16 protein-coding genes are annotated in these 21,904 nt (G+C 72.7%); 5 read left to right on the top strand and 11 right to left on the bottom strand.

The window, feature by feature from the left end; translation table 11 throughout:
* Positions 1-14 precede the first annotated feature (14 nt).
* The 4 genes from WMF20_RS18355 to WMF20_RS18340 are packed head-to-tail and all read right to left on the bottom strand — an operon-like array spanning position 15 to position 5,074.
* Positions 15-1,082 (bottom strand): tetratricopeptide repeat protein, encoded by a 1,068-nt coding sequence (locus WMF20_RS18355; protein WP_437615339.1) that lies wholly within the window; start codon positions 1,080-1,082, stop codon positions 15-17.
* Positions 1,079-3,919: a [protein-PII] uridylyltransferase gene (glnD, locus tag WMF20_RS18350; protein ID WP_437615337.1), complete on the bottom strand. Its 2,841-nt coding sequence runs from the start codon at positions 3,917-3,919 to the stop codon at positions 1,079-1,081. The genes WMF20_RS18355 and glnD overlap by 4 nt, the downstream gene beginning before the upstream one ends.
* 19 nt (positions 3,920-3,938) lie before the next feature.
* The gene (locus tag WMF20_RS18345; protein ID WP_437615335.1) at positions 3,939-4,772 is read right to left on the bottom strand and encodes a CheR family methyltransferase; all 834 of its coding nucleotides are present in this window, start codon (positions 4,770-4,772) and stop codon (positions 3,939-3,941) included.
* Positions 4,773-4,786: 14 nt separating this feature from the next.
* On the bottom strand, positions 4,787-5,074 hold the full coding sequence (locus WMF20_RS18340; RefSeq protein ID WP_020735730.1) for a hypothetical protein: 288 nt from the start codon (positions 5,072-5,074) through the stop codon (positions 4,787-4,789).
* Between the two features lie 111 nt (positions 5,075-5,185).
* Between WMF20_RS18340 and WMF20_RS18335 the strand changes: the two genes are divergently transcribed.
* Positions 5,186-6,106 (top strand): ABC transporter ATP-binding protein, encoded by a 921-nt coding sequence (locus WMF20_RS18335; protein WP_437615333.1) that lies wholly within the window; start codon positions 5,186-5,188, stop codon positions 6,104-6,106.
* A gap of 39 nt (positions 6,107-6,145) precedes the next feature.
* Here the strand turns inward: WMF20_RS18335 and WMF20_RS18330 are convergent, their stop codons facing one another.
* Positions 6,146-7,720 (bottom strand): AAA family ATPase, encoded by a 1,575-nt coding sequence (locus WMF20_RS18330; protein WP_437615331.1) that lies wholly within the window; start codon positions 7,718-7,720, stop codon positions 6,146-6,148.
* Positions 7,721-7,817: 97 nt separating this feature from the next.
* On the opposite strand from WMF20_RS18330, the gene crcB reads away from it, so the two are divergent.
* Both crcB and WMF20_RS18320 read left to right on the top strand, forming a co-directional pair.
* Positions 7,818-8,201, top strand: a complete 384-nt coding sequence (gene crcB, locus WMF20_RS18325) for a fluoride efflux transporter CrcB (RefSeq protein ID WP_437615329.1) — start codon at positions 7,818-7,820, stop codon at positions 8,199-8,201.
* 75 nt (positions 8,202-8,276) lie between these two features.
* Positions 8,277-9,173, top strand: a complete 897-nt coding sequence (locus WMF20_RS18320) for a hypothetical protein (RefSeq protein WP_437615327.1) — start codon at positions 8,277-8,279, stop codon at positions 9,171-9,173.
* 42 nt (positions 9,174-9,215) lie between these two features.
* Here the strand turns inward: WMF20_RS18320 and WMF20_RS18315 are convergent, their stop codons facing one another.
* The 6 genes from WMF20_RS18315 to rpsB form a co-directional block, all read right to left on the bottom strand.
* On the bottom strand, positions 9,216-10,211 hold the full coding sequence (locus tag WMF20_RS18315; protein ID WP_437615325.1) for a hypothetical protein: 996 nt from the start codon (positions 10,209-10,211) through the stop codon (positions 9,216-9,218).
* 550 nt (positions 10,212-10,761) lie between these two features.
* Positions 10,762-12,462, bottom strand: coding sequence for a hypothetical protein (locus WMF20_RS18310; RefSeq protein ID WP_437615323.1), 1,701 nt, complete (start codon positions 12,460-12,462; stop codon positions 10,762-10,764).
* Between the two features lie 287 nt (positions 12,463-12,749).
* Positions 12,750-14,114: a hypothetical protein gene (locus tag WMF20_RS18305; protein ID WP_437615321.1), complete on the bottom strand. Its 1,365-nt coding sequence runs from the start codon at positions 14,112-14,114 to the stop codon at positions 12,750-12,752.
* A gap of 43 nt (positions 14,115-14,157) precedes the next feature.
* Positions 14,158-15,102: a polysaccharide deacetylase family protein gene (locus WMF20_RS18300; RefSeq protein ID WP_437615319.1), complete on the bottom strand. Its 945-nt coding sequence runs from the start codon at positions 15,100-15,102 to the stop codon at positions 14,158-14,160.
* A gap of 9 nt (positions 15,103-15,111) precedes the next feature.
* Positions 15,112-16,062 (bottom strand): translation elongation factor Ts, encoded by a 951-nt coding sequence (gene tsf, locus WMF20_RS18295; RefSeq protein WP_437615317.1) that lies wholly within the window; start codon positions 16,060-16,062, stop codon positions 15,112-15,114.
* Between the two features lie 257 nt (positions 16,063-16,319).
* Positions 16,320-17,204 carry a 30S ribosomal protein S2 gene (rpsB, locus tag WMF20_RS18290; protein ID WP_275938218.1) on the bottom strand — a complete coding sequence of 295 codons (885 nt, stop codon included), beginning with the start codon at positions 17,202-17,204 and terminating at the stop codon, positions 16,320-16,322.
* Between the two features lie 488 nt (positions 17,205-17,692).
* Here rpsB and WMF20_RS18285 point away from each other — a divergent pair, with 488 nt between their 5' ends.
* Positions 17,693-19,804: an IPT/TIG domain-containing protein gene (locus tag WMF20_RS18285; protein WP_437615315.1), complete on the top strand. Its 2,112-nt coding sequence runs from the start codon at positions 17,693-17,695 to the stop codon at positions 19,802-19,804.
* Positions 19,804-21,846 (top strand): IgGFc-binding protein, encoded by a 2,043-nt coding sequence (locus WMF20_RS18280; RefSeq protein ID WP_437615313.1) that lies wholly within the window; start codon positions 19,804-19,806, stop codon positions 21,844-21,846. The genes WMF20_RS18285 and WMF20_RS18280 overlap by 1 nt, the downstream gene beginning before the upstream one ends.
* The last annotated feature ends 58 nt before the right edge of the window (positions 21,847-21,904 follow it).

Raw genomic sequence — 21,904 nt, 5'->3', positions numbered from 1 at the left:
GCGCCGCGACCGCGCTACTTGAGCCGGGCGCTGAGCTCCTTCACCTTGGCGCGGGCGCGCTTGCCGATCTCGGTGTCGCCGCCGTGCTTGCCGGCCTCGGTGAGCGCCGCGAGCGCGCTCTGCGGCTTGCGCTCGGCCAGGAACGACAGGCCGAGGTAGTAGTGCGCGGCCGCGAACTTCGGGTCCACCTTGATCGCGGCCTGGTAGTCCGCGCGCGCCCCCTGCTCGTCGCCGAGCTCGTGGCGGCACGTCCCGCGGCGCACGTGGAACTCCGCCTCCGGCTTCAGCTTGATGGCGCGGTCGAAGGCCGCCACGCAGTCGGCGTACGCCTTCGCCGGCCCGAGCATCCGCCCGATGGTCGCGATCGTCGCCACGTCGTCGCCGGTCGCGGCGAGCGCCTTCTTCAGCTCCGCCGCGGCCCGGTCGAGCTCCTTGGCCTCGAACAGCATCGCGCCGTAGGCGAAGCGCGTCGCGGCCGAGTCCTCGGCCTTGAGCGCCGCCTCGTAGTGCTTGCTCGCGTTCGCGACGTCGCGCTTCAGGCCGTACGCGTAGCCCAGGTTCTGGTGGAGCGCGGCGCGGCCAGGCGCCTGCTCGATCGCCTTCGCGAGCACCGCGATCGCCTCGTCCGGCCGCGCCGGCTCGTCCAGGTAGAGCGCCGCCAGGTTGAGCGCCGCGGCCTCCAGCTTGGGATCGCGCTCGAGCGCCTTCTTGTACGACGCCTCGGCGCCGGCGCGGTCGTTCGTCTTCTCGTGCGCGAGCCCGAGGTAGTAGTGCGCCTCGGCGTTGCCCGGCTCGTGCTCGATCGCCCGGAGGAGGTGCGGCTTCGCCTCCTCGTACCGCTCGTTCTTGATGTAGGCCACGCCCCGATCGAGCGCGCTCGTCGACGTCCCCTTCGAGGTCGCCGCGTCGCTGCCGTCCGGCGGATCGGCGAGCAGCGGATCCCCGAGCGGCTCGCGCGGGCCGTCCTGCGCTCCACCACACGCCGCAGCGCACGCCGCGATCGCCGCGACCGCCACCCCCGCCAACCCCCGGCGCGCGGCGGCCGCCGCCCGCGCCGCGCGCGAAAACCACCCCTTGTTCATCCGACACTCCCTTCGCCGTCCAGGCCCTGGAGCACCGCGTGCAGCCGCTCCTCGACCTCTTGCATCCGCTTGCCGTTCGCGATCTTCGTCCCGTCCGCCTCGCTCACATAGAACACGTCGGCCACGCGCGTCCCCTCCGTGTTGATCTTGGCGACCGAGATCGACAGGCCGAGCTGGTAGAGCGCGTCCGAGATCGCGAACAACAGGCCCGGACGATCGCGCGTGAGGACCTCGATCACCGTGTGGTGCGACGCGCGATCGTCGATGGAGATCTGCGTCTTGACCTTCGGCGTCGGGCGCTCGCGCAGGCCGCCGCCGCGGCGCTTCTTGGCGACCTCGGCGCCGGGGATCTGGCCCGAGAGCACCGCCTGGATGTCGGCCACGAGCTTCGGGATGGCGCGGGCCACCCCCCCTACCCCCTCGCCGCGGTCGCGCACCCAGAACAGGTCGACCGCCTGCAGGCGCACGCCCGCGGGCGGCGACGACCCGATCCTCGCGCGGAGCGCGCCGGCGTCGTCGTCGCACGCGCGCGAGTGGATCTGCGCGGCGTGCACCTCAAGGCGCGAGGAGGCGAACGCCGCCGTGATCGCCGCCAGCAGGCCGGGGCGATCCGGCGCGACCACGCACACCTCCGCGGCCTCCGGGTGGCGCGACGGCACCAGCGCGACCGAGACGCTGTTCCCGCTCGACTCCTGCTGCCGGGCGAGCTCGGCGTGCGCCGCGATCGCGGCCGGGCTGTTCGCGAGGAGGTAGCGCTCGGGCATCGACGCGAGGTAGCGCGCCAGGAACTCGCGCTGCGCGCGCCGCTCCGCCTCGTCCGCCGCCGGGAGATCCTCGAGGGCGCCCACCGTGCCGCTGATCGCGCGCGCCATGCGCTGATCGTCGATCCCGAGCGGCCCGCTCTCCCCGCGCGCGCCGCGCAGGGCCGCGTCCGCCGACAGGTAGAGCTCGTCGAGCATCCGCGCCTTCCACGACGTCATCGACGTGGGGCTCGTGGTCGAGATGTCGGCGACCGTGAGCAGGTAGAGATCGCGCAGCCCCTCGCGGCCGTGCACCTCCTGGCAGAACTCCGAGATGGTGGCGGGGTCGTCGAGGTCGCGCCGGGTCGCGATGAGGTACATCACGAGGTGCTTCAGCACGAGGTGGCACGCCTCGTCGATGTCCTCCGGCGGGAAGCCGAGCCGCTCCAGGATCTCGCGCGCCATCTCGGCGCCGCGCCGGCTGTGGTCCTTGCCCCCGATCGCCTTGCCCACGTCGTGCAGGAGCGTGGCGAAGAACAGCATCGTCGGCCGCGTCGCCTCGGCGGCGAGCCGGCACGCGAGCCCGAACTCGCCCGCGAGCTCGCCGCGCACGAGCGCCGCCAGCCGGTCGACCGCTGCGACCGAGTGCACGTCGACCGTGTACACGTGGTAGACGTCGTGGTGGACGCGCCCGACGACCGGCGAAAACTCGGGGATCATCGCGAGCAGGAGGCCGAGGTCGTGCAGCTCGCGGACGACCGAGCCGCTCTGGAGCGCCGTCTCCTTGCACGTGGCCACGAGGGTCCGGAACAGCGCGGCCGCCTCGGGGCTCTCGCGGAGCGCCGCGCAGAACGCCGCGTCGCCGGCGGCGCGGACGATCGCCCCGCGCGCGTAGGGCAGGAGCGGGACGCCGCGCTCGACGGCCTCGGCGACCAGCCGCAGCGCGATCGGCGGATCGGTCCGGAGCAGATCCGGATCGCTCATCGTGACGCAGCCGTCGAACAGGCGGATGCCGCCGCCGAGGTCCTCGTCGCGGCGGCGGCGCCGCGTGAGCGTCGGCGTGGCGCGCGAGACGATCATGTCGAGGGCGCGCGAGATCGTCCGGGCGCTCCGGTAGTAGTCGCTCATCATCCGCTCGATCGCCTCGGGCGAGATCGACGGCTCGTCGGGCGGCGGCGCGGCCTTCCGGGCGGCCTCGGCCGCCTCGTTGTAGCCGAGCACGCCCGCGACGAGCTCCTGCTCGTCGAACGTCAGCCGGTCGGTCCGCCGGCCGGAGTGCGCGTGGAGGAGGTTGCGGATGCGCCAGAGCATCTCGGCGGCGCTCTGGATCTCCTCCGCCTCGCGCGCGACGAGCGCGCCGAAGCGGACCAGCGCGGAGAACTCGCCGACGCCGTAGCGCGCCTTGGCCGCCCAGCGGGCGACGTCGAGGTCGCGCAGCCCGCCGGCGCCGTTCTTCACGTCCGGCTCCAGGAGGTAGACCGAGCCGCCGAAGCGCTCGTGGCGCTGCGCGATCTCCTTGCCGAGCCGCTCGATGAAGCGGGGCAGCTCCGAGTGCGCGAACAGGCCCGCGGCGGCGCGCTGCCACAGCGACTCGGACAGCGACGCGTCGCCGACGACGTGCCGCCAGTCGAGCAGGCTGGTCGCGGTGGGCAGGTCCTCGCGCGCGCTCTCGACGAGGTCGTCGATGGTGACGACCTGGTGCCCCACGGTGACCCCCATGTCCCAGAGCGGGTAGAGCAGCGCGTCCGCGATGGCGCTGGCGCGCTGGGCGTCGCGGGCGAGGATGCGCACGTCGAGGTCGCTCCGCAGCGCGACGGCGCCGCGGCCGTAGCCGCCGACCCCGGCGATCGCGACCGCGTCCCACGCGGCGCGGCTCGGGGAGCCGGACTCGCGCAAGAGGTGGAAGAGGCGCGTCAGGAGATCGTCGAGCAGGCGCGCGTGGCGGCGGCCGAGGGCGACCCCGAGCGCGGAGGGATCCGCGACCGGGGTGGCGCCGCTCGGCACGGCGCGGTCGAGCCCGGCGCGCTCGCGCGCGTAGGCGGCGCGGAGCTCGGCGAGCCCGCTGGGCCTGGACGTGGGGGAGAGATCGACGCTCATGCGGTGGACTGTCGCTTTCTCAGGCGCCCGGGGCGCGGAAGGCGGTGACGTGGGCGTTCACCCGGACGGGGGTGAGGCCGGCGCCGCAGAGGCGCGGCGCCTCGCTCGCGGCCGAGAAGAGGAGCCCGCCGGGGCCGAGCTCGGCGGCGAGGCGGCGGGCGACCGCGTCGCCCGCGGGCTCCGCGAGGTACAGGAGGACGTTCTTGAAGAAGATGATCTGGAAGCCGCCGCTCGGCACGGCGTGGACCAGATCGCAGACCTCGAAGGAGACGACCTCACGGAGCTTCTGGCAGACGTGGAGCGCGCCGCCCTTCTGCTCACAGTAGCGCTGGAGCAAGGCCGGCGGGAGCTGGTCGGCGGCCTCGGCGGAGTAGGCGGCCTCGCGGGCCGCGTCGATGGCCGTGGCGGCGCGGTCGACGCCGAGCACGCTGAAGCGGCGGCCGGCGCTGGCGAGGACCATCCCGAGGGTATAGGCCTCCTCGCCGGTGCTACAGCCGGCCGAGAGGCCGGCGATGGGGACGTCGGGCGGGATCTTCGGCAGCACCGCGGTGGCGATGGCCTCCCAGATGATCGGATCGCGGTAGAACCGCGTCTCGCCGACGCGGAGCGCGCTGACGATGCCCTCGACGGCCTCCCTGTCCTCGTGCAGGCGCTCGGCGGCCGCGAACGGGGACACGCCGTGGCGCGCGGCCACGCCGCTCAGCACGGCGAGGACCCGCTCGCGGACCCACCCCGGGGCGGCGAGGCTGCGGCCCAGGCCGAACCTGCGCTCGAGCTCGGCGAGCGCGAGGTCGACGGCCCGCTCGGCGGAGCGCCCCGCAGGACCTCCTCCCGCTCTCGGCGATCTGGCCATCGGGGGCGCCGCGGTCAGCCGAGGAAGCCGGCCTTCCTGGCCTGGGCTCCCTTGCCGCCGCCGTCGAGGGCGATGGCGAACACGTCCTTCAGCGCGAGCACGAACGTCTCGCCCTTGGTGCTGCGCGCCTTGAGGAGCCCGCCCACGCTGAGGACCGCGTCGATCTTCGTCACCGGGAGCGACACGCCCTCGTGGGCGGCGTAGAGCGTGAGCACGCGCCCTTCCGGGAGCTCGGCCCAGCCATCCTTGTCGGTCTTGGCCTCGGCCGTGTCGAGGGCTGCTTTGAGGATGTCGTCGGTCATGAGCAACGTTTCCGCCCCGCGCCCTGCCGCGTCAAGCGCGTGCTGTCCCTTACTGGATTGCAAGGCGATCGGGGTCGTACGGGACCTCGTCCGTGGTACCGTAGTGCGCCGATGTGGAGAAGGGCTCCCAGCCAGCCCCCGAAGGACGGGGCCGCCTCCGGGGCGCAGCCGGGGGGCGCGATGCCGCCGGGGTGGGAGCCTGGGGACCATCTCTTCGTCGACGACATCAAGAAGTCGTTCGGGCCGACGAAGGTGCTGCACGGCATCACCATGCACCTCAGGCGGACCGAGACGGCGGTGATCATCGGCGGGTCCGGCGCGGGCAAGACCACGCTGCTGCGGCTGCTCATCGGCCTGGAGCGGCCGACCACCGGGCACATCTGGGTCGACGGCGTCGATATGGGCGCGCTCGGCGACTACGAGATGAACCGGATGCGCCAGCGGTTCGGGATGGTGTTCCAGTACGCGGCGCTGCTCGACTCGCTCACGATCTTCGACAACGTGGCGTTCCCGCTGCGCGAGCACCGGAAGCACATGTCGAAGCGGGACATCCGCGACAAGGTCGTGGGGATGCTGAACTCGCTCGGCCTGGAGAACAAGGAGGACCGGATGCCGTCGGAGCTGTCCGGCGGGCAGCGCAAGCGCGTGGGCCTGGCGCGCGCGCTGATGCTCGAGCCCGAGATCCTCATCTACGACGAGCCGACGAGCGGGCTCGATCCGCTGACGAGCCGGATGGTCGACGATCTGATCGAGGAGACGCGGGCGCGCTTCAAGGTGACGAGCGTGGTGATCTCGCACGACATGGCGAGCACGTTCCGCATCGCGCACCAGGCGTTCCTCGTGATCCAGGGGCGGGTGGTCGCGTCGGGGACGCCGGACGAGCTGGCGTCGGGCGACAACGAGCAGGCGCGCCAGTTCATCGCGGCGGCGGGGGTGGCGCCGGACAAGGTGTCGCGGGTGAACCGGCCGGCGCTCGCGGGCGGCAGCGGCGAGGGCGGCCAGGTGATCGAGTTCCGGAAGGCGGCGGAGTAGGTCGCTGCGGCGCGCGGGACGCTGCCCGCTGCGGCGCCGCTACAGGCGGAGCACCGCGACGCGGCGGCCGCGGGGCGTCGTCGCTTCGGAGAACCGGGGTGGGTTCCGGGCGAGCCGCCCGCGGGCGTCGAAGATCACGAGCGTCCCGCGCCGTTGACGCAGGCGCGCGAGGTACTCGTCGAGCTGGGCGAGGCCCTCGCGGAGCGGGTCCTTCTGGCCCTTGCGCCACACCTTGAGCTCGAGCGCGCGCCGCTGGACGGCCCGGGAGCCGTCGGGCTTGCGGTAGGGAAAGCGGACGAGCAGATCGATGCGCCCGCGTCCGACGCCGTACTCGCGATCGATGAAGCCACCGCCATTCACCGCGCGCTGCAGGAAGGCCATGAGGACGAGCTGCGGGGCGACCTCGGGGTACGGCATCCCGGAGGCGAGCACCTCGCCGTGCTCGTGCCAGAACGCGGCGAACGCGCGGAGCAGTCGCCGGAAGGCGAGGCGGCCGTCGGGCAGGAGAAAGCGCTCGGGCGGGGCGTCGATCCGCTCCTCGGCCGAGGACGAGAGGACGCGGGCGATCACCTCGCGGTAGATCGGGTTCGCCACGCGCAGCGGCTTGCCCTGGGCCACGAGGCCGAGATCGCGGACGTAGGAGGCGTCGTCGTCGTAGGTGTCGCCGCCGCCCTCGTACGTTCCCGCCAGCATGGGCTCGAGCACGCGGCGGACGCGCGGATCGGCGAGCTTGCTGACGAGCGAGTCGAGGTGGGTGGCGCGCTCCAGGATGAGGCGCTCCTTGGCCTGCTCGACGTGCGCCCGCGTGATGGCCTCGCCGGGCGCGACGGCCAGCTTCTCGACGATCTCGCGGCCGAGCGCGTTGACCAGCCAGGGCTGGCCGGCGGTGAGCTCGAAGGCCCGGGCGAGCGCTGCATCGAGGAAGACCTGGCCGGTGTCCTCGGTGTGCTGGGCATACAGCGCGCGGAGCTCTTCCTCGGAGAAGTCTCCGAGCCGTAAAGACTCGAGCTTGATGTTGAACGGGCTCGCGGTGCCGAGGCGCTCGGGATCGCCGCCGCTCGCGACCTTGTAGTCGCGGACGTCGCGCAGCCCGCAGAGGATGACCGAGGCGGGAAAGTGATCGGGACGGCTGGGGAAGCCGGCGCGGAGCTGACGCAGGATGCTGAGGAGGCCCTGGCCGCGCAGGGAGTCGATCTCGTCGAAGATGAGGGCGAGCGGACGCGGGCAGGCGCGCGCCCAGGCCGTGAGCGCCGCGGAGAGGATGCCCTCGTCGCCCTCGAGCGAGAACGGCGGCGGCTGGAGCTCGGGCGGCAGCGCGATCTGGGCCGCGCGCGCGAGCTCGCGCAGGACGGCGCGCTGGGCGGAGCCGTAGTCGTCGCCCGCGGCGCTGCCCTCCTCGCAGGAGAAGAGGACGGCGGCGTGGCGGCCCGAGGCGGTGAGCCGCTCGGCGACGGCGCGCAGGGCGGTGGTCTTGCCGGTCTGCCGGGGGGCGTGGACGACGAAGTAGCCCAGCTGCTCGACGAGGCCGGGGACCTCCGGCAGCCGGCTTTCGGCCGGGATCATGTAGTGCAGATCGGGGCGGCAGGGGCCGGTCGTGTTGAAGCGGCGCTTCACCCGCCGAGCCTTGGGCCAGCGGCCGGGAAGAAGCAAGGGAGCAGCCGCCGAGCGCTACGAGCGCTAGGGACGCGACGAGCGCGATAAAGTGACGCGAATGGATCGGTGGTTCTGGATCGGGCTCGGCGGCGCGGCGGGAACGCTGGCCCGCTACGCGCTGTCGATGTGGTGCGAGGAGCGCTTCGGCGCCGGTTTCCCGTACGGGACGCTCGCCGTCAACGTGCTCGGGTCGTTCTTGCTCGGCGCCATCGGCGAGGTCGCCGCGACGACGGCGCTCCTGTCGCCGACGCTCCGGCTGGGCCTGAGCACCGGCGTCATGGGCGGCTTCACCACGTACTCGAGCTTCAACAACGAGACGCTCAGGCTCATCCACTACAAGTCGCTGGCGGCGGGGCTCGTCAACATCGCGATCACGCTGTTCGGCTGCCTGCTCGCCGGCGTCCTCGGGATGGTCGTCGCGAGGCGGCTCGTCGCGAGCTAGGGCGGTGGTGGCGGGCGGTAGCGTGCGGCTTGGCCGGGCTGGTCACACGAACGCCGGCGTGCGAGCGTCGCCGCCATGGTGTCCGTGCGCCACGAGAGCCTCGTGGATCTCTTCAAGAATCGCCCCTCCCTCGCCGCCGAGCTGCTGGCCGAGGCGCTCGGCGTCGCGCTGCCGGTCTACTCGGAAGCCCGCGTCGCCTCGGTCGCGCTGAACCAGACGCAGCCCGCGGAGTACCGCGCGGATCTGGTGATTGTCCTCCACGCAGGAGAGGCGCCCGCGCGCGTGATCGTCGTCGAGGCGCAGCTCAGGCGCGACGACGACAAACGGTTCACGTGGCCCGCCTACCTCGCGGTCGCGCGGGACCAGCACCGCTGCCCGGCCCACTTGCTCGTCGTCGCGCCCGACCCCGCGGTCGCCGCGTGGTGCGCGGAGCCGATCGAGCTCGGCGTGCCCGGCTTCGTCCTGCGTCCACCCGTGCTGCGCAGCGAGGACGTCCCCGTCGTGACGGACGTCGCCGAGGCGGCCCGCCGGCCCGAGCTCGCGGTGCTCTCGGCCATGGCCCACGGCGCCACCGATCGAGGAGCGGCCATCGCCGGCGCCGCGCTGCCCGTCCTCCGCGGGCTCGATGACGAGCGGGCCAGGTTCTACTACGATCTCGTGGTCATCTCCCTCAACGAGGCGGCTCGCCGGGAGCTGGAGGCAATGATGAAAGGCTACGAGTACCAGAGCGATTTCGCCAGGAAGTACATCGCGCTGGGCCGCGACGAGGGCCGCGACGAGGGCCGTGACGAGGGCCGCGTCGAGGCGACGGCGCGCAGCGTGCTCACCGTGCTCCGGGTCCGCGGCATCGACGTGCCGGACGCCGCGCGCGAGCGCATCCTGGCCCAGAAGGATCCGGAGGTCCTGGAGCGCTGGCTCGAGCGGGCTGCCGCCGCCGCATCGCTGGCCGAGGTGCTCGACGAGCCCAGCTGAGCCGAGCCCGGCGCACGGCGCTCCTGGTCCCGAGAGCGAGGATCAGCCGTCGGCGCCGAGGATCGGCGTCGTGTCTTCGTTCACCGGCGCCGGGGGCGCGTCGCCCTGCGCTCCACTTCCGCTTCCGCCGGGCGGGGGCTTCTGTCCCGGGGGCGGCGCCTTCTTGCCGGCGCTGCCGGAGCGGGCCTCGAACATCCAGGCGGCCTTGTTCAGCTCGGGGACCAGGATGGTTCCATCGACCCGGCGCGCCGCCCTGAAGGCGCGGAGGATCTTCTCGATCACGATCGCGACCCTCCCGTCCTGCAGATCGAGCGCCCGCTGCGTCACCCGGCGCCCGGCGGCGACCTGGACGCTGGCGATCCCGCGCACCCGCTGCGCCGTGGCCCGGAGCGAGGCCGCGCAGTCGGCGCCGACCCCGTAGTCCTCGAGGAGCTGCGCGTCCTGCGCCGGATCCACCCGCCGGGTCTCCTCGATGAAGCTCGCGAGCGCCTCCAGGCCCTTGGCGAGGCTCTCTGGGGAATCCGCGCGCCCGACCACGGCGTCGACCCGCGCCATGCGGCGCGCGCCGAGCGCGTTGCGCAGGCCGTCGTAGCAGAGGTCGCGCTCGCCGATGCCGTCGCGCATCGCGCTCCGCCCCTGCACCTCGAGCGCGGCCCGCGCGCCGGCCACCTCGGTCGCCTCGGCGTCGTGCGACCGCTTCATCGCCTGGAGCCGGCCCGCCTCGGCGACGAGCAGCGGCAAGAGCGCGTCGGGCATGCGCACCTTGGCGCGCTGCGATCCGGAGAGCGAGCCCAGGATGCGCCGCGCGGAGGCGACGAAATGCGGGGCGTCATCGATGAGGCTCTGCGAATCGATGCGCGTACCCTCCGCGACGAGGTCCTCCTCGGGGATGCCCGCGTAGGTGCGCGCGGCGAACGCGCCGTCCGCGGGGCCGAGCTCCCGCGCGAGCGCGTCGAGGGTGATGGTGGTCGGTGGAACGGCAGGTGCCTCGGCCGGCGAGGTCGCCGGCGCGGGCTTCTTGGTCTTGGAAGTGGCCATGGGAGGAGAAGCTACGAGGGAGCGTCAACGAAGGGGAAGCGGGCACGTCCACGGGGCAAGATCTCGTCGCGGCGATCCCGGCGGACCGGGGGGACGCCGCGCCGGCGTGGCGACAGGAGGCCGACGATGGGGGCGCGCATGGCGGGGCGCGGCGCGCGCGCGCCAGGTGGACGGAACCGCGGCGGCGGACGGCGCGAGCGAGAGCGGCAGGCAGCGCGCGCAAGCCAGGTCAGGCCAGCGCACCACCGGGGCCGAGGCGCGCGCGGCGCGGCGAGAGACGCGCACAGGCGGGTCGAACGCGCGCACGATGCGAGGGTGGCGCGCGAGAAGCCTCTCGCCACCGCGCACCAGCGGCCTCGAGAACACGCACAACGCACCGGGAACGTGCGCACGACGCGCGGGAATACGCACACGACGCACCGGGAACGTGCGCACGACGCACCGGGAACGCGCGCACGACGCACCGGGAACGCGCGCACGACGCACTGCATCAATTTTCCTGGCTACCAGCGGGCAACAGGTGCGCTGGCGGCACGCCGCGCGCGGCAACCTAGAGCGAACGCGCTGCGGCGGTGAGCAGCGCGTCCCAGGCGGGCACGCCGAGGTTGCCGAGGGGCTGGGCGAGCGCTGCTGCGCGCTGCGCGACGGAGCGAGCGTCGCCAGCGCCGGCGCTCGCCAGGCGCCGCGCCAGCTCGCGATGCGCCGCCACGGCGAGCACGCGGCTCACTTGATCCTCGGCCGTGTCGCCAAGGAGCGCCTCGGCCCGGCGGGTGAGGTCGCGCGCGGCGGCGACCGCGCCATCGCCGTCCGGCTCTAGCGCAGCTCGAAGCAGCTCGATCAAGAGCTGTGCGCGAAGGCGTGATCGCCGGTCCAGGCCCCATCGACCCCAATCGGCGATCAAACCGCGCGCGCGCTCGAACGACAAGGAGGCGCCTCCACGATCCCCCGTGACCGTCGCGAGGAGCCCGAACGTCACCGCATGGAAGGCCTCTGCCCTGAAACCGCTTTCTGGCTCCGGCTCCCTCAAGTGCGAGGGAGCCGGTGAATTCCTCGGACCCCCGAGCAGCTTCGAGGCTCGCTCCTCATTTCCGCGAGCGATCTCGACAAGCGCCGTGGCGACTTCGCAGCGGCGAGGGAGGCTCGCGTGCGCCTCCGGCCAGACGGTGCCCTCGGCGCGAGCTTGATCAAGCGCCCGAACCGACGTATCGAGGTTGCCGGAGAGAAACTCTAGATCCGCGATGACAATGCGCCCCATCGCCCTCTCTGTGTGCAGCCAGGAATCGAGCAGCGCGGGGACCTGCTCTCGCGCCGCAGCGATCTGGCCGCGCTCGACGAGCCGGAGAAGGCGCGATCGAGCGACGAAGGCACGATGGAACCATCGGGCGATCTCTGTAGGCGCCTCATGCCCGGCCGCAAGCGTCTGATCGAGCTGCTCCGCATACTCGAGATGACCGAGGCACCAGTGCACGAGCGCGTTGGCCCGCAGCACGCACGCAGTGACGTACGGCGAGAGAGCCGTCCGGGCGCTCCCTCCGCCGAGCTCGGCGCCGAGGAGTGAAAGGGCCCGATTCCCATGAACAGCAGCGACGTCCGCGCGATCCTGCGCGGCGATCGCGATGGCAAGCTCCGAAAGCGCGACGGCTGTCAGCTCCGTGTCGTCGGCGTCGGCGCGCTCCAGCAGACCGGCGAGGAGCTCCTCTGCACCGTCGAAGCACCGCACAGCAAGCATATCATCGGCTCGGCGCAGCTCCCTTCGCGCCAGGACGGACGGCTCAACGCCCCATGGCTCGCGCTCCTGGATTGGTTCGCTCATCGGATCAGCGGCCCAGCGCGCAGACAGGAGATTCTCAACCCAGGGTCGGACCACGAGATCGCCGCCGAAGAGCGCGAGCGGCGGGACGGCCCGGAGGAGCAGCAGTGCGTCGTCGAAACGCCTGCTCACGCTCCCCGCCGCCGTCGCCGCCATTGCGGGAAGGGCCACGCGAGCAACGCCCACGAACGAGAGGGCGCCCTGCGCGCCGCTCTCCAGGCCAGCGCCACGGGCGGGCGCAACCTCGTCTATGCCGTACTCGCCGCTCCGGATCGACCACACGTCCGGCGCCGCGTTCGCAAACGATGGCGCGAGCACGGCCGGCAGCATCACCACGACCTCGCCGCGGGACGGGCCGAGGACGTTGCGCTTCTCGTTCCAGAGCGAGAAGAGGCGCGTCCACGCCGCGGTGTCCGCGTAAACCGCGCGCGACGCGTCCACGAGGTGGATCGCGCCGCGGAGCTCCTCGGGCGGGTCGAGGAGCGGAACCAGGACGCGCTCGGCGAGCTCACCGTCGGTGAGCGGCGTGTCCGACGGCCGCCCGCCGTACGGCTCCAGCCGTACCAGGCGGACGTCCGCGCGCCCGAGCCGCGGGAGCTCGGCCTCGAGCTCCGCGACCAGCTGATCCGCCGCCCGAGGGCTCGCGCACCGCGCGACGTAGAGGTGGAACCGCCGCGAGAGCGCGAGCGCCCGGATCAGCCGCGAGCGCTCCCCGCCCGCGGCGCCGGTCATGCGCCCTTCTCCGCCGCGGCGTCCTTCGCATCGGGAAAGGGCCCCGCGAGCTCCTGCATCCCCGCCACCGACGGGTGGAGATCGACCCACTCGTCGTCGTTGAGGTAACGCAGGATCACGTTGTTCTGGAGCAGGTGGTCGGCGGCCTCGCGCTCCTGCTCATTGCTTGTGATGAGCTGCTTCGTGCGGTTCACCTTCGCGAGCCACGGGATCGCGCCGCTGTCGTACACGATGCTCCGGTAGCCGTTCCCCGCGCGGCGCAGCTCCCGCTCGAGCGTCTCCCTGTCGACGGGGAACGTCTCGAGCTCGAGCAGCGTCTGGAGCAGCCGGACGATCTCCCGCGGGTAGCCGCCCGACCACAGCGCGATGGCGCGGAGCCGGTCCCGGAGCGCCGATTCGCCGAAGATCTCTCGGAGCGCGTCGTCGTCGATGCGCCGCTTCACGAGCTCGGTGATGACCTCGACCCCCTCGGGGTGAAGCCTGCCCTCGATGTCCCGCACCTTGATCATGGGCAGGAACGCCACGGGCGGCTCCACCATGCGGCGCGCGAGCGCCGGCGGGACCGTGTAGAGCACGTGCACCGGCAGCTGGAGGTACGGCGCGCCGGTCGAGAAGATGCGCTCGGCGCTCTCGAGCACCGGCTTCCACGTGAGGCTCGTGCCCCGGAGCTTCTCGAGCGAGTCGAAGAGGATCGCGATGCCCGAACGCCCGAGCTTGCGCGCGCGCCAGTCGAGCTCCCGGACCTCGTCGTGCACGAACCGGACGAAGGTGGACAGGTGCCTGGCGACGATCTCGCGGACCCGGTGGCGGACGGTCGGGTTGGTCTTGAGGTTGAGCTCAACCCCGGCCTTCGCCCCCGCCTCCACGCCCGCGGTGAGCTTTCCGATCTCCACGTCGGTCCGCGAGAGCCACGCCCAGAGTCGCCGGTGAGGGCCGTCCGTCAACGCGCTCGTCGCGTTGCCGCCCTCCGCGGCCAGGACGGCACGCTCGGCGTGGAGCAGCACGAGCGCGAGCACGTCCGAGATGTCGATCTCCACCGTGAGATCGAGGACATCGTCGGCGTCGATCAGGACCGTGAGGAGGTTGCGCCGCTTCGGATCGGAGAGCCTGGCCGCGAGCCGCTGGATCTCCGTGCTCTTCCCCGTGCCGCGGAGGCCGGTGAAGAGCTGGCAGACCGGCGTCCTGGAGAGCTCGATCTGGCGCGCGAGCTTGTTCGTCCAGTGCGCCCCGCGGACGCCGCGGACGTCGATGTCCACGTTGCGCTCGTCGCCCGGCGACAGCGGCTCGTCGGGGTTGCAGCGGTTGTAGAGCTCCTGGAGGCGCTCGAACTCCATCGCCGGGAAGGTACCCGACGGCACCATGCCCGTCAGGGAATTCGCGCCGCAGGCCGACCCCCTCCCCCGGTCACTCCACGAGCCCGCGCTCCCCCGCCGCCTCGTCCAGCCGCACGAACCTCGCTCCACCCCGCGCGACCTCGTCCACGAACGCCCCCAGCGCCTCCATCCGCCTGCCGAGCGGCACCCGGAGCTCCGGCTGGTACGGCGCGAGCGCCTCGAGGCCGTCCCCCCGGTCGAGGAAGTCCATCCCGTGCAGCTCCAGGTTGACCAGCGCCTCCCCGGCGCAGGCGCGCGCCAGGAGCCGCGCCCCCGTCGCGCCCGCGAGCGCCACGCTCGTCCCGATCACCGGCAGCCGCAGCCCCGGCGTCACCTGGATCGGCAGCTCGACGAAGCGCCGCCCGCCGCGCCGGTACCACGGCCGCCCCGGCCGGTACGGCCGCCGCGGCGCCGCGAGCACCCGCGGGGTGTCCAGGATCGCCGCCGATCCCCTCCCCTTCGCGCGCTGCACCCCCATCGCGAGCGCCTTCGCCGCGTAATACGGCGGGCACGGGAACACCGACGAGTCGAACGCGACCCCGACCGCGTCGAGCGCGTCGAACAGCGCGTCGCTCACCGTGTACCCCGGCGCGCGGAAGCCCGTGGGCCGCCGGCCGACCGCCTCCGCGATCGCCTCGGCGCCCAGCAGCACGTCGTAGGCGATCGCGGCGCGCGGGAGCCGCGAGAGGTCGTACCGGTGCCCGTACGAGTGGTTCTCGACCGCGTGGCCCGCGTCGCTCAGCGCGCGCAAGGCCGCCGCGCTCGCGGGGCGCGCGAGATCGCGGCCGATCGCGAACAGCGTGACGGGGATGCCGTGGGACGCGGCGAAGGCCGCGATGCGCGGCAGCGCCGTGTCATAGACGGCGCTCGGCGAGGCCGCCGCCCCGGAGCGCTCCGGGACGGCGAGCCCGTGGATGGCGAAGTAGTTCGGGACCTCGTCGAGATCGATCGAGACGGCGGCGAGGCGCCCCCCCATCGGACCGCGTCAGCTCGCGGCCATCTTCGCCACCTCGGCGGCGAAGTCGTCCTCTTTCTTGGCGATGCCCTCGCCGCGCTCGTACCGCACGAAGCGCGTGAGCTTGACCTCGCCGCCGGCCGCCTTCGCGGCCGCCTCGCGCAGCTTGTCGATCGTCTGGCCCGTCACGCCGCGCGACGCCGCCTCGACCGACTCCTGCTCGATCAGCGCGACCTCCGAGTACCACTTGTTGAACTTGCCCTCGATGATCTTCGGCCACGCCGACTCCGGCTTCGGCTTCGGATCCTCGCGCAGCTGCGCCTCGAAGATCTCCTTCTGCTTCGCCTTCAGCTCCTCGGTGATCTCCTCACGGCGGAGGACCAGCGGGCTCATCGCGGCGGCCTGCATCGCCGTGTCCTCGACGAACTTCTGCACCTCGGGGTGATCCGCCACCGCCTGGCTCGCGGCCTCGACCGCCACGAGCACGCCGATCTTGCCGCCGAGGTGCACGTAGGCGTGCGCGACGCCGTGCTTGCCCTCGGGGACCGACACCCGATCCCACCGCCGCACCGCGATCTTCTCGCCGATGCGCGCGGTCAGCTCCGTCGCGACGTCGGCGACCGGCTTGCCGCCGATCGAGAGCTGCGCGACGTCCGCGCCCTCCGGCGCCTTCTCGGCCGCGGCGAGCACGTCGCCGACGAACTGCCGGAACACGTCGTTGCGGGCGGCGAAATCGGTCTGGATGTTGACCTCGACCATCGTCGCGCTCCGCCGATCGGCCGCGACCGCCGCGCGAACCTCGCCCTCGGTGGCGGACGCGCCGGCCCGCTTGGCGCTCTTCGCGAGACCCTTCTTCAGGATGATCTCGACCGCCTTCTCCATGTCGCCCTCGGCCTCCGTGAGGGCGCTCTTGCAGTCGCTCATCCCCGCCTGGGTACGCTCACGAAGCTCCTTGATCGCCTGCGCATTGATGCCGGCCATGGCTCTTTCTCCTTCAACCTAGATAGGAAGAGGCCGCGCCGAGCGGCCCCTCTTCATCGCACTTCAGACTGGTGATCACGAGGGCCCGCGCGACGATCCGCCGGACCGCAGAGGCACAGAAGGCGCAGAGGCGTGAAATTTTCATTTCTGTCCCCGCGCCCTCCGCGCTCCCGCGGTCTCCACCGCGCCGGGCGGGAGGCGACGCCGTCACCCGCCGCCCGTGCGCCGGGCCGCTCTCCGATGCGGCTCGCGCCGCGCTACGACGCCTGCTGCTGGCGCGGACCGCCGCGGCCGCCGCGGCCGCCCTGGTAGACGTTGATCTCGTCGCGCTGGCCGCGGCCGCCGGCCGGGGGCTGCGAGCCGTGCGCGCCCTCGCCGTGATCCTTGCGGCGCTGCGCGCCCTCGACGCACGCGTCCGCGACGCGCGCCGTGATCAGCCGGATCGAGCGGATGGCGTCGTCGTTGCCAGGGATCACGAAGTCGACGAGATCCGGGTCGCAGTTCGTGTCCGTGATGGCCACGACCGGGACGTTCAGCTTGCGCGCCTCGCTGATCGCGATCGACTCCTGGTGCGGATCGATCACGAAGATCGCCGCGGGCAGGCCGCCCATGCCCTTGAGGCCGCCGAGGTACTTCTCGAGCCGCTCGCGCTCCTTCTCGAGGCGGACGACCTCCTTCTTGAGCAGCTGCTCGTAGGTCCCGTCCTCCTTCATGCGCTCGAGGGTGCGGAGGCGATCGAGGCCCTGCTTGATCGTGCGGAAGTTCGTCAGCGTGCCGCCGAGCCAGCGGTTCGTGACGAAGTACATGCCGGACCGGCGGGCCTCCTCCTGCACGATGTCCTGCGCCTGGCGCTTCGTGCCGACGAACAGCACGTGGCCGCCGCGGCCGACGGCGTCGGTCAGGAAGTCGTACGCGCGCTTGAAGAGCCGCGTCGTCTGGTCGAGATCGATGATGTGGATGCCGTTGCGCGCGCCGTAGATGAACGGCCGCATCTTCGGGTTCCAGCGCTTGGTCTGGTGGCCGAAGTGCACGCCCGCGTCGAGCAGCGAGCGGAGCGGGAGCGGGAAATCCCCCTGCTGGGGGGCAACGGCCTGCATGGTGTCGGCCGCCGGGGCGGATGCGGAGATGCTCGTATCGGTCACGGCTGTGTCCTTTCGGTTGGTCCGCCGCTCCCCCTCCCGCCGCCAACCCCACGCACGGACAGGAGCGTCCGAGCCGATGGGGCACCGGGCCGCGGAATGCCGTGGGTGCCAGGAGAGCGTGTGGATTTCGTCGCAGCGACGGCGAGGATTCGACCGCCGCTGTCCCCCTCGTCACGAAACCGCGAGAAGGGGGCGGTTTGCTACCCCGATGCGCCGCGCTTGTCAAGCGGAGGCGGCGGTGGGCACGGGACCGATATTTTCAAGTATTTATGCAAGGTTACGCGGGGTTATCGAGTTATCGAGTTATCGAGGCACGCGCGGCACGCGCGCCGCGGCGTTCGGCCGGCGCGCCCGTGCGAGCGCGCGTCGTCCCGCATGAATCCGACGCGGCCGCGCTGCTCGGACGAGGCGCGGCGCGGCACGGAACCGCTGCGCCGCGGGGCGCGGGGCGCCGTGTCCCGGCATCCACGATGGCGTACACTCGGCGCGTGCGAACCGCGTCACGACGCTTCCTTCCTGCACGCTTCGCCCCGATCTGCGCAGGCCTCGCGGTCGTCTCCGCCTGCATCGCCACGGCCCCGAGCGGCATCCGCCGGCAGACCGACGGCGACGGGGGCGGCGGCGGCGACTTCGGGACGGATCCGCGGACGACGTCCTCGTCGGCCGGCGCCGGGCTCCCGGACGCCGATCCGCACGCCCTGCTCGGCGCGGACCCGACGCACGGCCCGTTCAACGGGGGCCAGCGCGTCCTGCTCCACGGAAACGGCTTCAGCTCCAAGGTCCGCGTCTGGTTCGGCGACGTCGAGGTCGATCCGTCCGCGATCGTGCCCATCGATCCCAGCCGGGTCCAGGTGGTGGCGCCGCCGGGCGCGGCCGGGCCGGTGGAGCTCGCGGCGCAGAACGGCGACGACGCGTCGACCCGACGAGCGCTGCCAGGCGGCTACGTCTACGACGCGCTCTACGCGTCGCCGTCGAGCGGGCCCATCTCGGGCGGCACGACGATCGAGCTCATCGGGCAAGGCACGCGCTGGGACGCGACGACCGTCGCCAGGATCGGTCAGAAGCCCTGCACGTCGCTCGCCGTCCTGGAGCCGACCCGGCTCGCCTGCACCGTCCCCCAGGGCACGCCCGGCGCGAAGACGATCTCGGTGACGACCGGCGACGAGACGATCCTCGTGCTCGACGGCTACACCTACGAGGACAGCCAGAACGGCTACAAGGGCGGGCTCAGCGGCGGCCCCCTCGCCGGACGGCTCAAGGTCCTCGTCTACAACAACTTCACCGGCGACCCGATCCCGGGCGCGCGCGTGGTCGTGGGCAGCAGCCTCTCTTCCGCGCTCCTCGGCGAGGCCAACGCGTCCGGCGTCGCCGTGTTCGAGGACGCCTCGCTCGACGCCCCGCGGACCGTCACCGTCGCCGCGACGTGCCACAGCCCGATCTCGTTCGCCTTCGTGCCGGTCGACACGGTGACCGTGTACCTGGACCCGGTGCTCACGCCCGCGTGCGGCGCCTCCGGCGATCCGCCCCCGCCCGTCGGCGGCAAGGTGGGCAGCGCGGCCGTGCTCGACGGCGAGCTCGTCTGGGACACGGCGCTGGATCCAGGGGCCGCCGCGTGGGGCAACATCCCGAGCCCGCAGCGCGAGACCGAGCGCAAGGCGGCGTACGTGTTCACGACGGGGGCCGATCCGCTCGCGACCTTCAAACTGCCGCCGGAGTACCAGGCGATCACCCCGGACACGCCGGGAGACCTCGGGCACGGGTTCACGATGTACCTCGCGCCCGGCAACCGCACGATCTACGCGCTCGCGGGCGTCGAGGATCGATCGACGACCCCGCCCCGCTTCACCGCGTACGCGATGGGGATCGTCCGCGGGATCCCGCTGCTCCCGAACCGGGTGACGACGGACGTGTTCGTGCGGATCGATCAGCCGCTCGATCACGCCCTCAGGATGGATGTCACCGCGCCCGCGAAGGGGCCGAAGGGGCCGGACCGGATCAAGGCGAACGTGTCCTTGATGATCGGCAACGACGGGTACGCCACGCTGCCCGCCGGCGCCCAGAGCCCGCTGATCCCGTTCGACGGGCGGCTCTCGTTCGTGGGCGTCCCGCCGCTCAACCGCGATCTGCTCGGGGCGCGCTACCACTCCTCGGCGCGCGCCGTCACCGGCCAGGCCGGGCTCGCGCCGCTGTCCGTCGTCGGCCGCGCGCTCTCGATCAGCACGAGCGAGCCGGTGCGCATCGGCGATTTCGTGGGCGTTCCGACCCTCGAGACGCCGGCGCAGAACGGCGCCTGGGACGGCGCGCACCTCGCGACCTCGTTCGGCGCGGGCGCGCCCGTCGACCTCAGCGTCTACGACATCGCGAGCGGGAGCGGTCTCATCCGGTGGACCGTGGCCGTGCCGGCCGGGTCGCACGCCGTCGAGCTGCCCGACATCCGGCAGCTCGGGCTCGATCACGGCGCGCTGCCGCCGGGGCCGGTCACGATCGGCGTGTACGGGGCGCGGATCGACGGGTTCGATTACGGCAAGCTCGTCTACCGGCAGCTCACGCCGCAAGGGATGGCGGCGTACTCCCTCGACAGCTTCAGCGCGCACCTGTGATGAGCGAGCCGCTCCCCCCGACGCGATCCCGCAGGTCACGGCGCTGCGCCCGCCCGCGGCGCGCGGCGGCCGCCGCCCTCCTCGCCGCCGCGGCCCTCGGGCTCGCGCCGAGCTGCTTCGACAGCGGCCTCCGGTGGGGCGAGCTCCCGGACGAGCCGCCGCCGCCCCCGCCGTGCACGGCCGGCGAGATGCGGTGCGGCGCGGAGCTCTCGCGCTGCGAGGAGACCGCGGCCGGGCCCGCCTGGGTGACGCTCGAAGACTGCGCCGCGCAGGGGCTCGTGTGCGCGTCGATCGACCTCGGGTGCAGGGCGTGCGTGCCCGGCGTGACGTCGTGCCGAGGGCAGGACGTCGTGACGTGCGCGCCCGACGGCAGCTTCGGCGGCGTGCTCGAGACGTGCGACCCGGACGCCGGCGAGGCGTGCCGCGGCGGCAGCTGCCTCCACCTCTGCGCCGCCGCCGAGATCGAGCGGAGCAACGTGGGGTGCGAGTACTGGGCGGTCGATCTGGACAACGCGCTGATCGACGCGACCAGCAACGCGGCGGCGCAGCAGTTCGCCGTGGTGATCTCGAACCCGCAGCCGGACGTGCCCAACGAGGTCCATATCTTCCAGGACGACGGCGCGCCCGGCGATCCGCCCGCCCCCGTGGAGATCGCGAGCGCGCTGATCGCGCCGCTCTATCTCCAGGTGTTCAAGCTCGGGCCGCGCGAGGTCGATGGCAGCCCGGAGGGCGAGTACAACGCGGGCACGCACACGGCGCTCACGCGGCACGCGTACAAGATCACCTCGAAATTTCCCGTCGTCGCCTACCAGTTCAACCCGCTGGAGAACGCCAACGTGTTCTCGAACGACGCCTCGCTCCTGAAGCCGCGCGAGGCGCTGACGTACAGCCCGGGCGCGCTGACGACGGCGTACGTGGTCGCCGGGTGGCCGCAGACCATCGCGAGCACGGACGATCCGGACACGAACTTCGATCCGCTGAACCCGACCGATCTGCGGGCGTTCTTGACCATCGTCGGGACGCGCGAGGACACCACGGTGCAGGTGAAGACGACGGCGAAGATCGTCGGCGGCGGGCCGGTCCCGGAGACGCCGGCAGGCGGGTCGATCGAGGTAAAGCTCGGCGCGTTCGACGTGCTCAACCTGGAGACCGGCGGGTTCAACGAGGACTTCACCGGCTCGGTCATCAAGGCCGACCAGCCGATCGCGGTCTTCACCGGCAGCGAGGCGTCGGACGCGCCCCACTTCCCGAAGCTCGCGGATCGGCGCTGCTGCGCCGATCACCTGGAGGACCAGCTCGACCCGATCCGCGCGGCCGGCAAGCGCTTCGCGGTGCCGCACACGCCGAACCGGTCGCAGACGGTGAAGCAGGCGGGCGCGCAGATCGAGATCGTGCCCGAGCCGGAGTACGTCAGGATCGTGGCCGTGAGCAGCAAGGGCGCCGCGATCACGACGACCCTGCCGCCGCCGGACGACCGGATCACGCTGTCGTCGCAGGGCGCGTTCCACGAGGTGATGGCGTGGGGCGACTTCACGATCGAGAGCTCCGAGCCGGTCATCGTGTCGCAGATCATGGCCAGCCAGAACGCGACCGGGGTGCGGCAGGGGCTGCCGGGCGGAGACCCGAGCCTCGTCATCCTGCCGCCCATCGAGCAGTTCCGGCAGGACTACGTGTTCCTGACGCCGGACAAGTACGCGTTCGACTTCATCTCCGTGATCGCGCCGCCGTCCGCCGTCGTGCGGCTCGACGGCGTGGCGCTCGGGCCGGAGGAGTGCGAGATCGCGCCAGCGGACGGGCTCACCGACGAGCAGCGCGGGGGCGGCGCGCCGCCGTTCGTCGTCTACCGCTGCCAGCTGAGCTTCGCGTCGATCGATCCGACCCTGCCGGCGCCGGACAACGTGCTGCCCGGGCGGCAGCGCGACGGCGTGCACCGGATCGCGGCCTCCGCGCCCGTGGGGCTGCTCGTCACGGGGTTCGACTCGTTCGTGAGCTACGCGTACGCGGGCGGCACCGAGCTGCGGGAGATCGCGGCGCCGGACTGAGGCGCGGCGCCGCCTCGGTCCGGCCTGGCGCCGGCCTCCGCGGCCATCGGCCGGCGCG

Source organism: Sorangium sp. So ce834 (assembly GCF_051521425.1).
Lineage (GTDB): Bacteria > Myxococcota_A > Polyangia > Polyangiales > Polyangiaceae > Sorangium > Sorangium cellulosum_D.
The sequence above is the reverse complement of the archived record's forward strand: the minus strand, read 5'-3'. Positions and strand labels throughout refer to the sequence as shown.

Excerpts from the sequence above, each read along its gene's own strand:
- WMF20_RS18355 (WP_437615339.1), bottom strand. The coding sequence starts at position 1,082 with ATGAACAAGGGGTGGTTTTCGCGCGCGGCGCGGGCGGCGGCCGCCGCG.
- glnD (WP_437615337.1), bottom strand. The coding sequence starts at position 3,919 with ATGAGCGTCGATCTCTCCCCCACGTCCAGGCCCAGCGGGCTCGCCGAG.
- WMF20_RS18345 (WP_437615335.1), bottom strand. The coding sequence starts at position 4,772 with ATGGCCAGATCGCCGAGAGCGGGAGGAGGTCCTGCGGGGCGCTCCGCC.
- WMF20_RS18340 (WP_020735730.1), bottom strand. The coding sequence starts at position 5,074 with ATGACCGACGACATCCTCAAAGCAGCCCTCGACACGGCCGAGGCCAAG.
- WMF20_RS18335 (WP_437615333.1), top strand. The coding sequence starts at position 5,186 with ATGTGGAGAAGGGCTCCCAGCCAGCCCCCGAAGGACGGGGCCGCCTCC.
- crcB (WP_437615329.1), top strand. The coding sequence starts at position 7,818 with ATGGATCGGTGGTTCTGGATCGGGCTCGGCGGCGCGGCGGGAACGCTG.
- WMF20_RS18320 (WP_437615327.1), top strand. The coding sequence starts at position 8,277 with ATGGTGTCCGTGCGCCACGAGAGCCTCGTGGATCTCTTCAAGAATCGC.
- WMF20_RS18315 (WP_437615325.1), bottom strand. The coding sequence starts at position 10,211 with ATGGCCACTTCCAAGACCAAGAAGCCCGCGCCGGCGACCTCGCCGGCC.
- WMF20_RS18305 (WP_437615321.1), bottom strand. The coding sequence starts at position 14,114 with ATGGTGCCGTCGGGTACCTTCCCGGCGATGGAGTTCGAGCGCCTCCAG.
- WMF20_RS18300 (WP_437615319.1), bottom strand. The coding sequence starts at position 15,102 with ATGGGGGGGCGCCTCGCCGCCGTCTCGATCGATCTCGACGAGGTCCCG.
- tsf (WP_437615317.1), bottom strand. The coding sequence starts at position 16,062 with ATGGCCGGCATCAATGCGCAGGCGATCAAGGAGCTTCGTGAGCGTACC.
- WMF20_RS18280 (WP_437615313.1), top strand. The coding sequence starts at position 19,804 with ATGAGCGAGCCGCTCCCCCCGACGCGATCCCGCAGGTCACGGCGCTGC.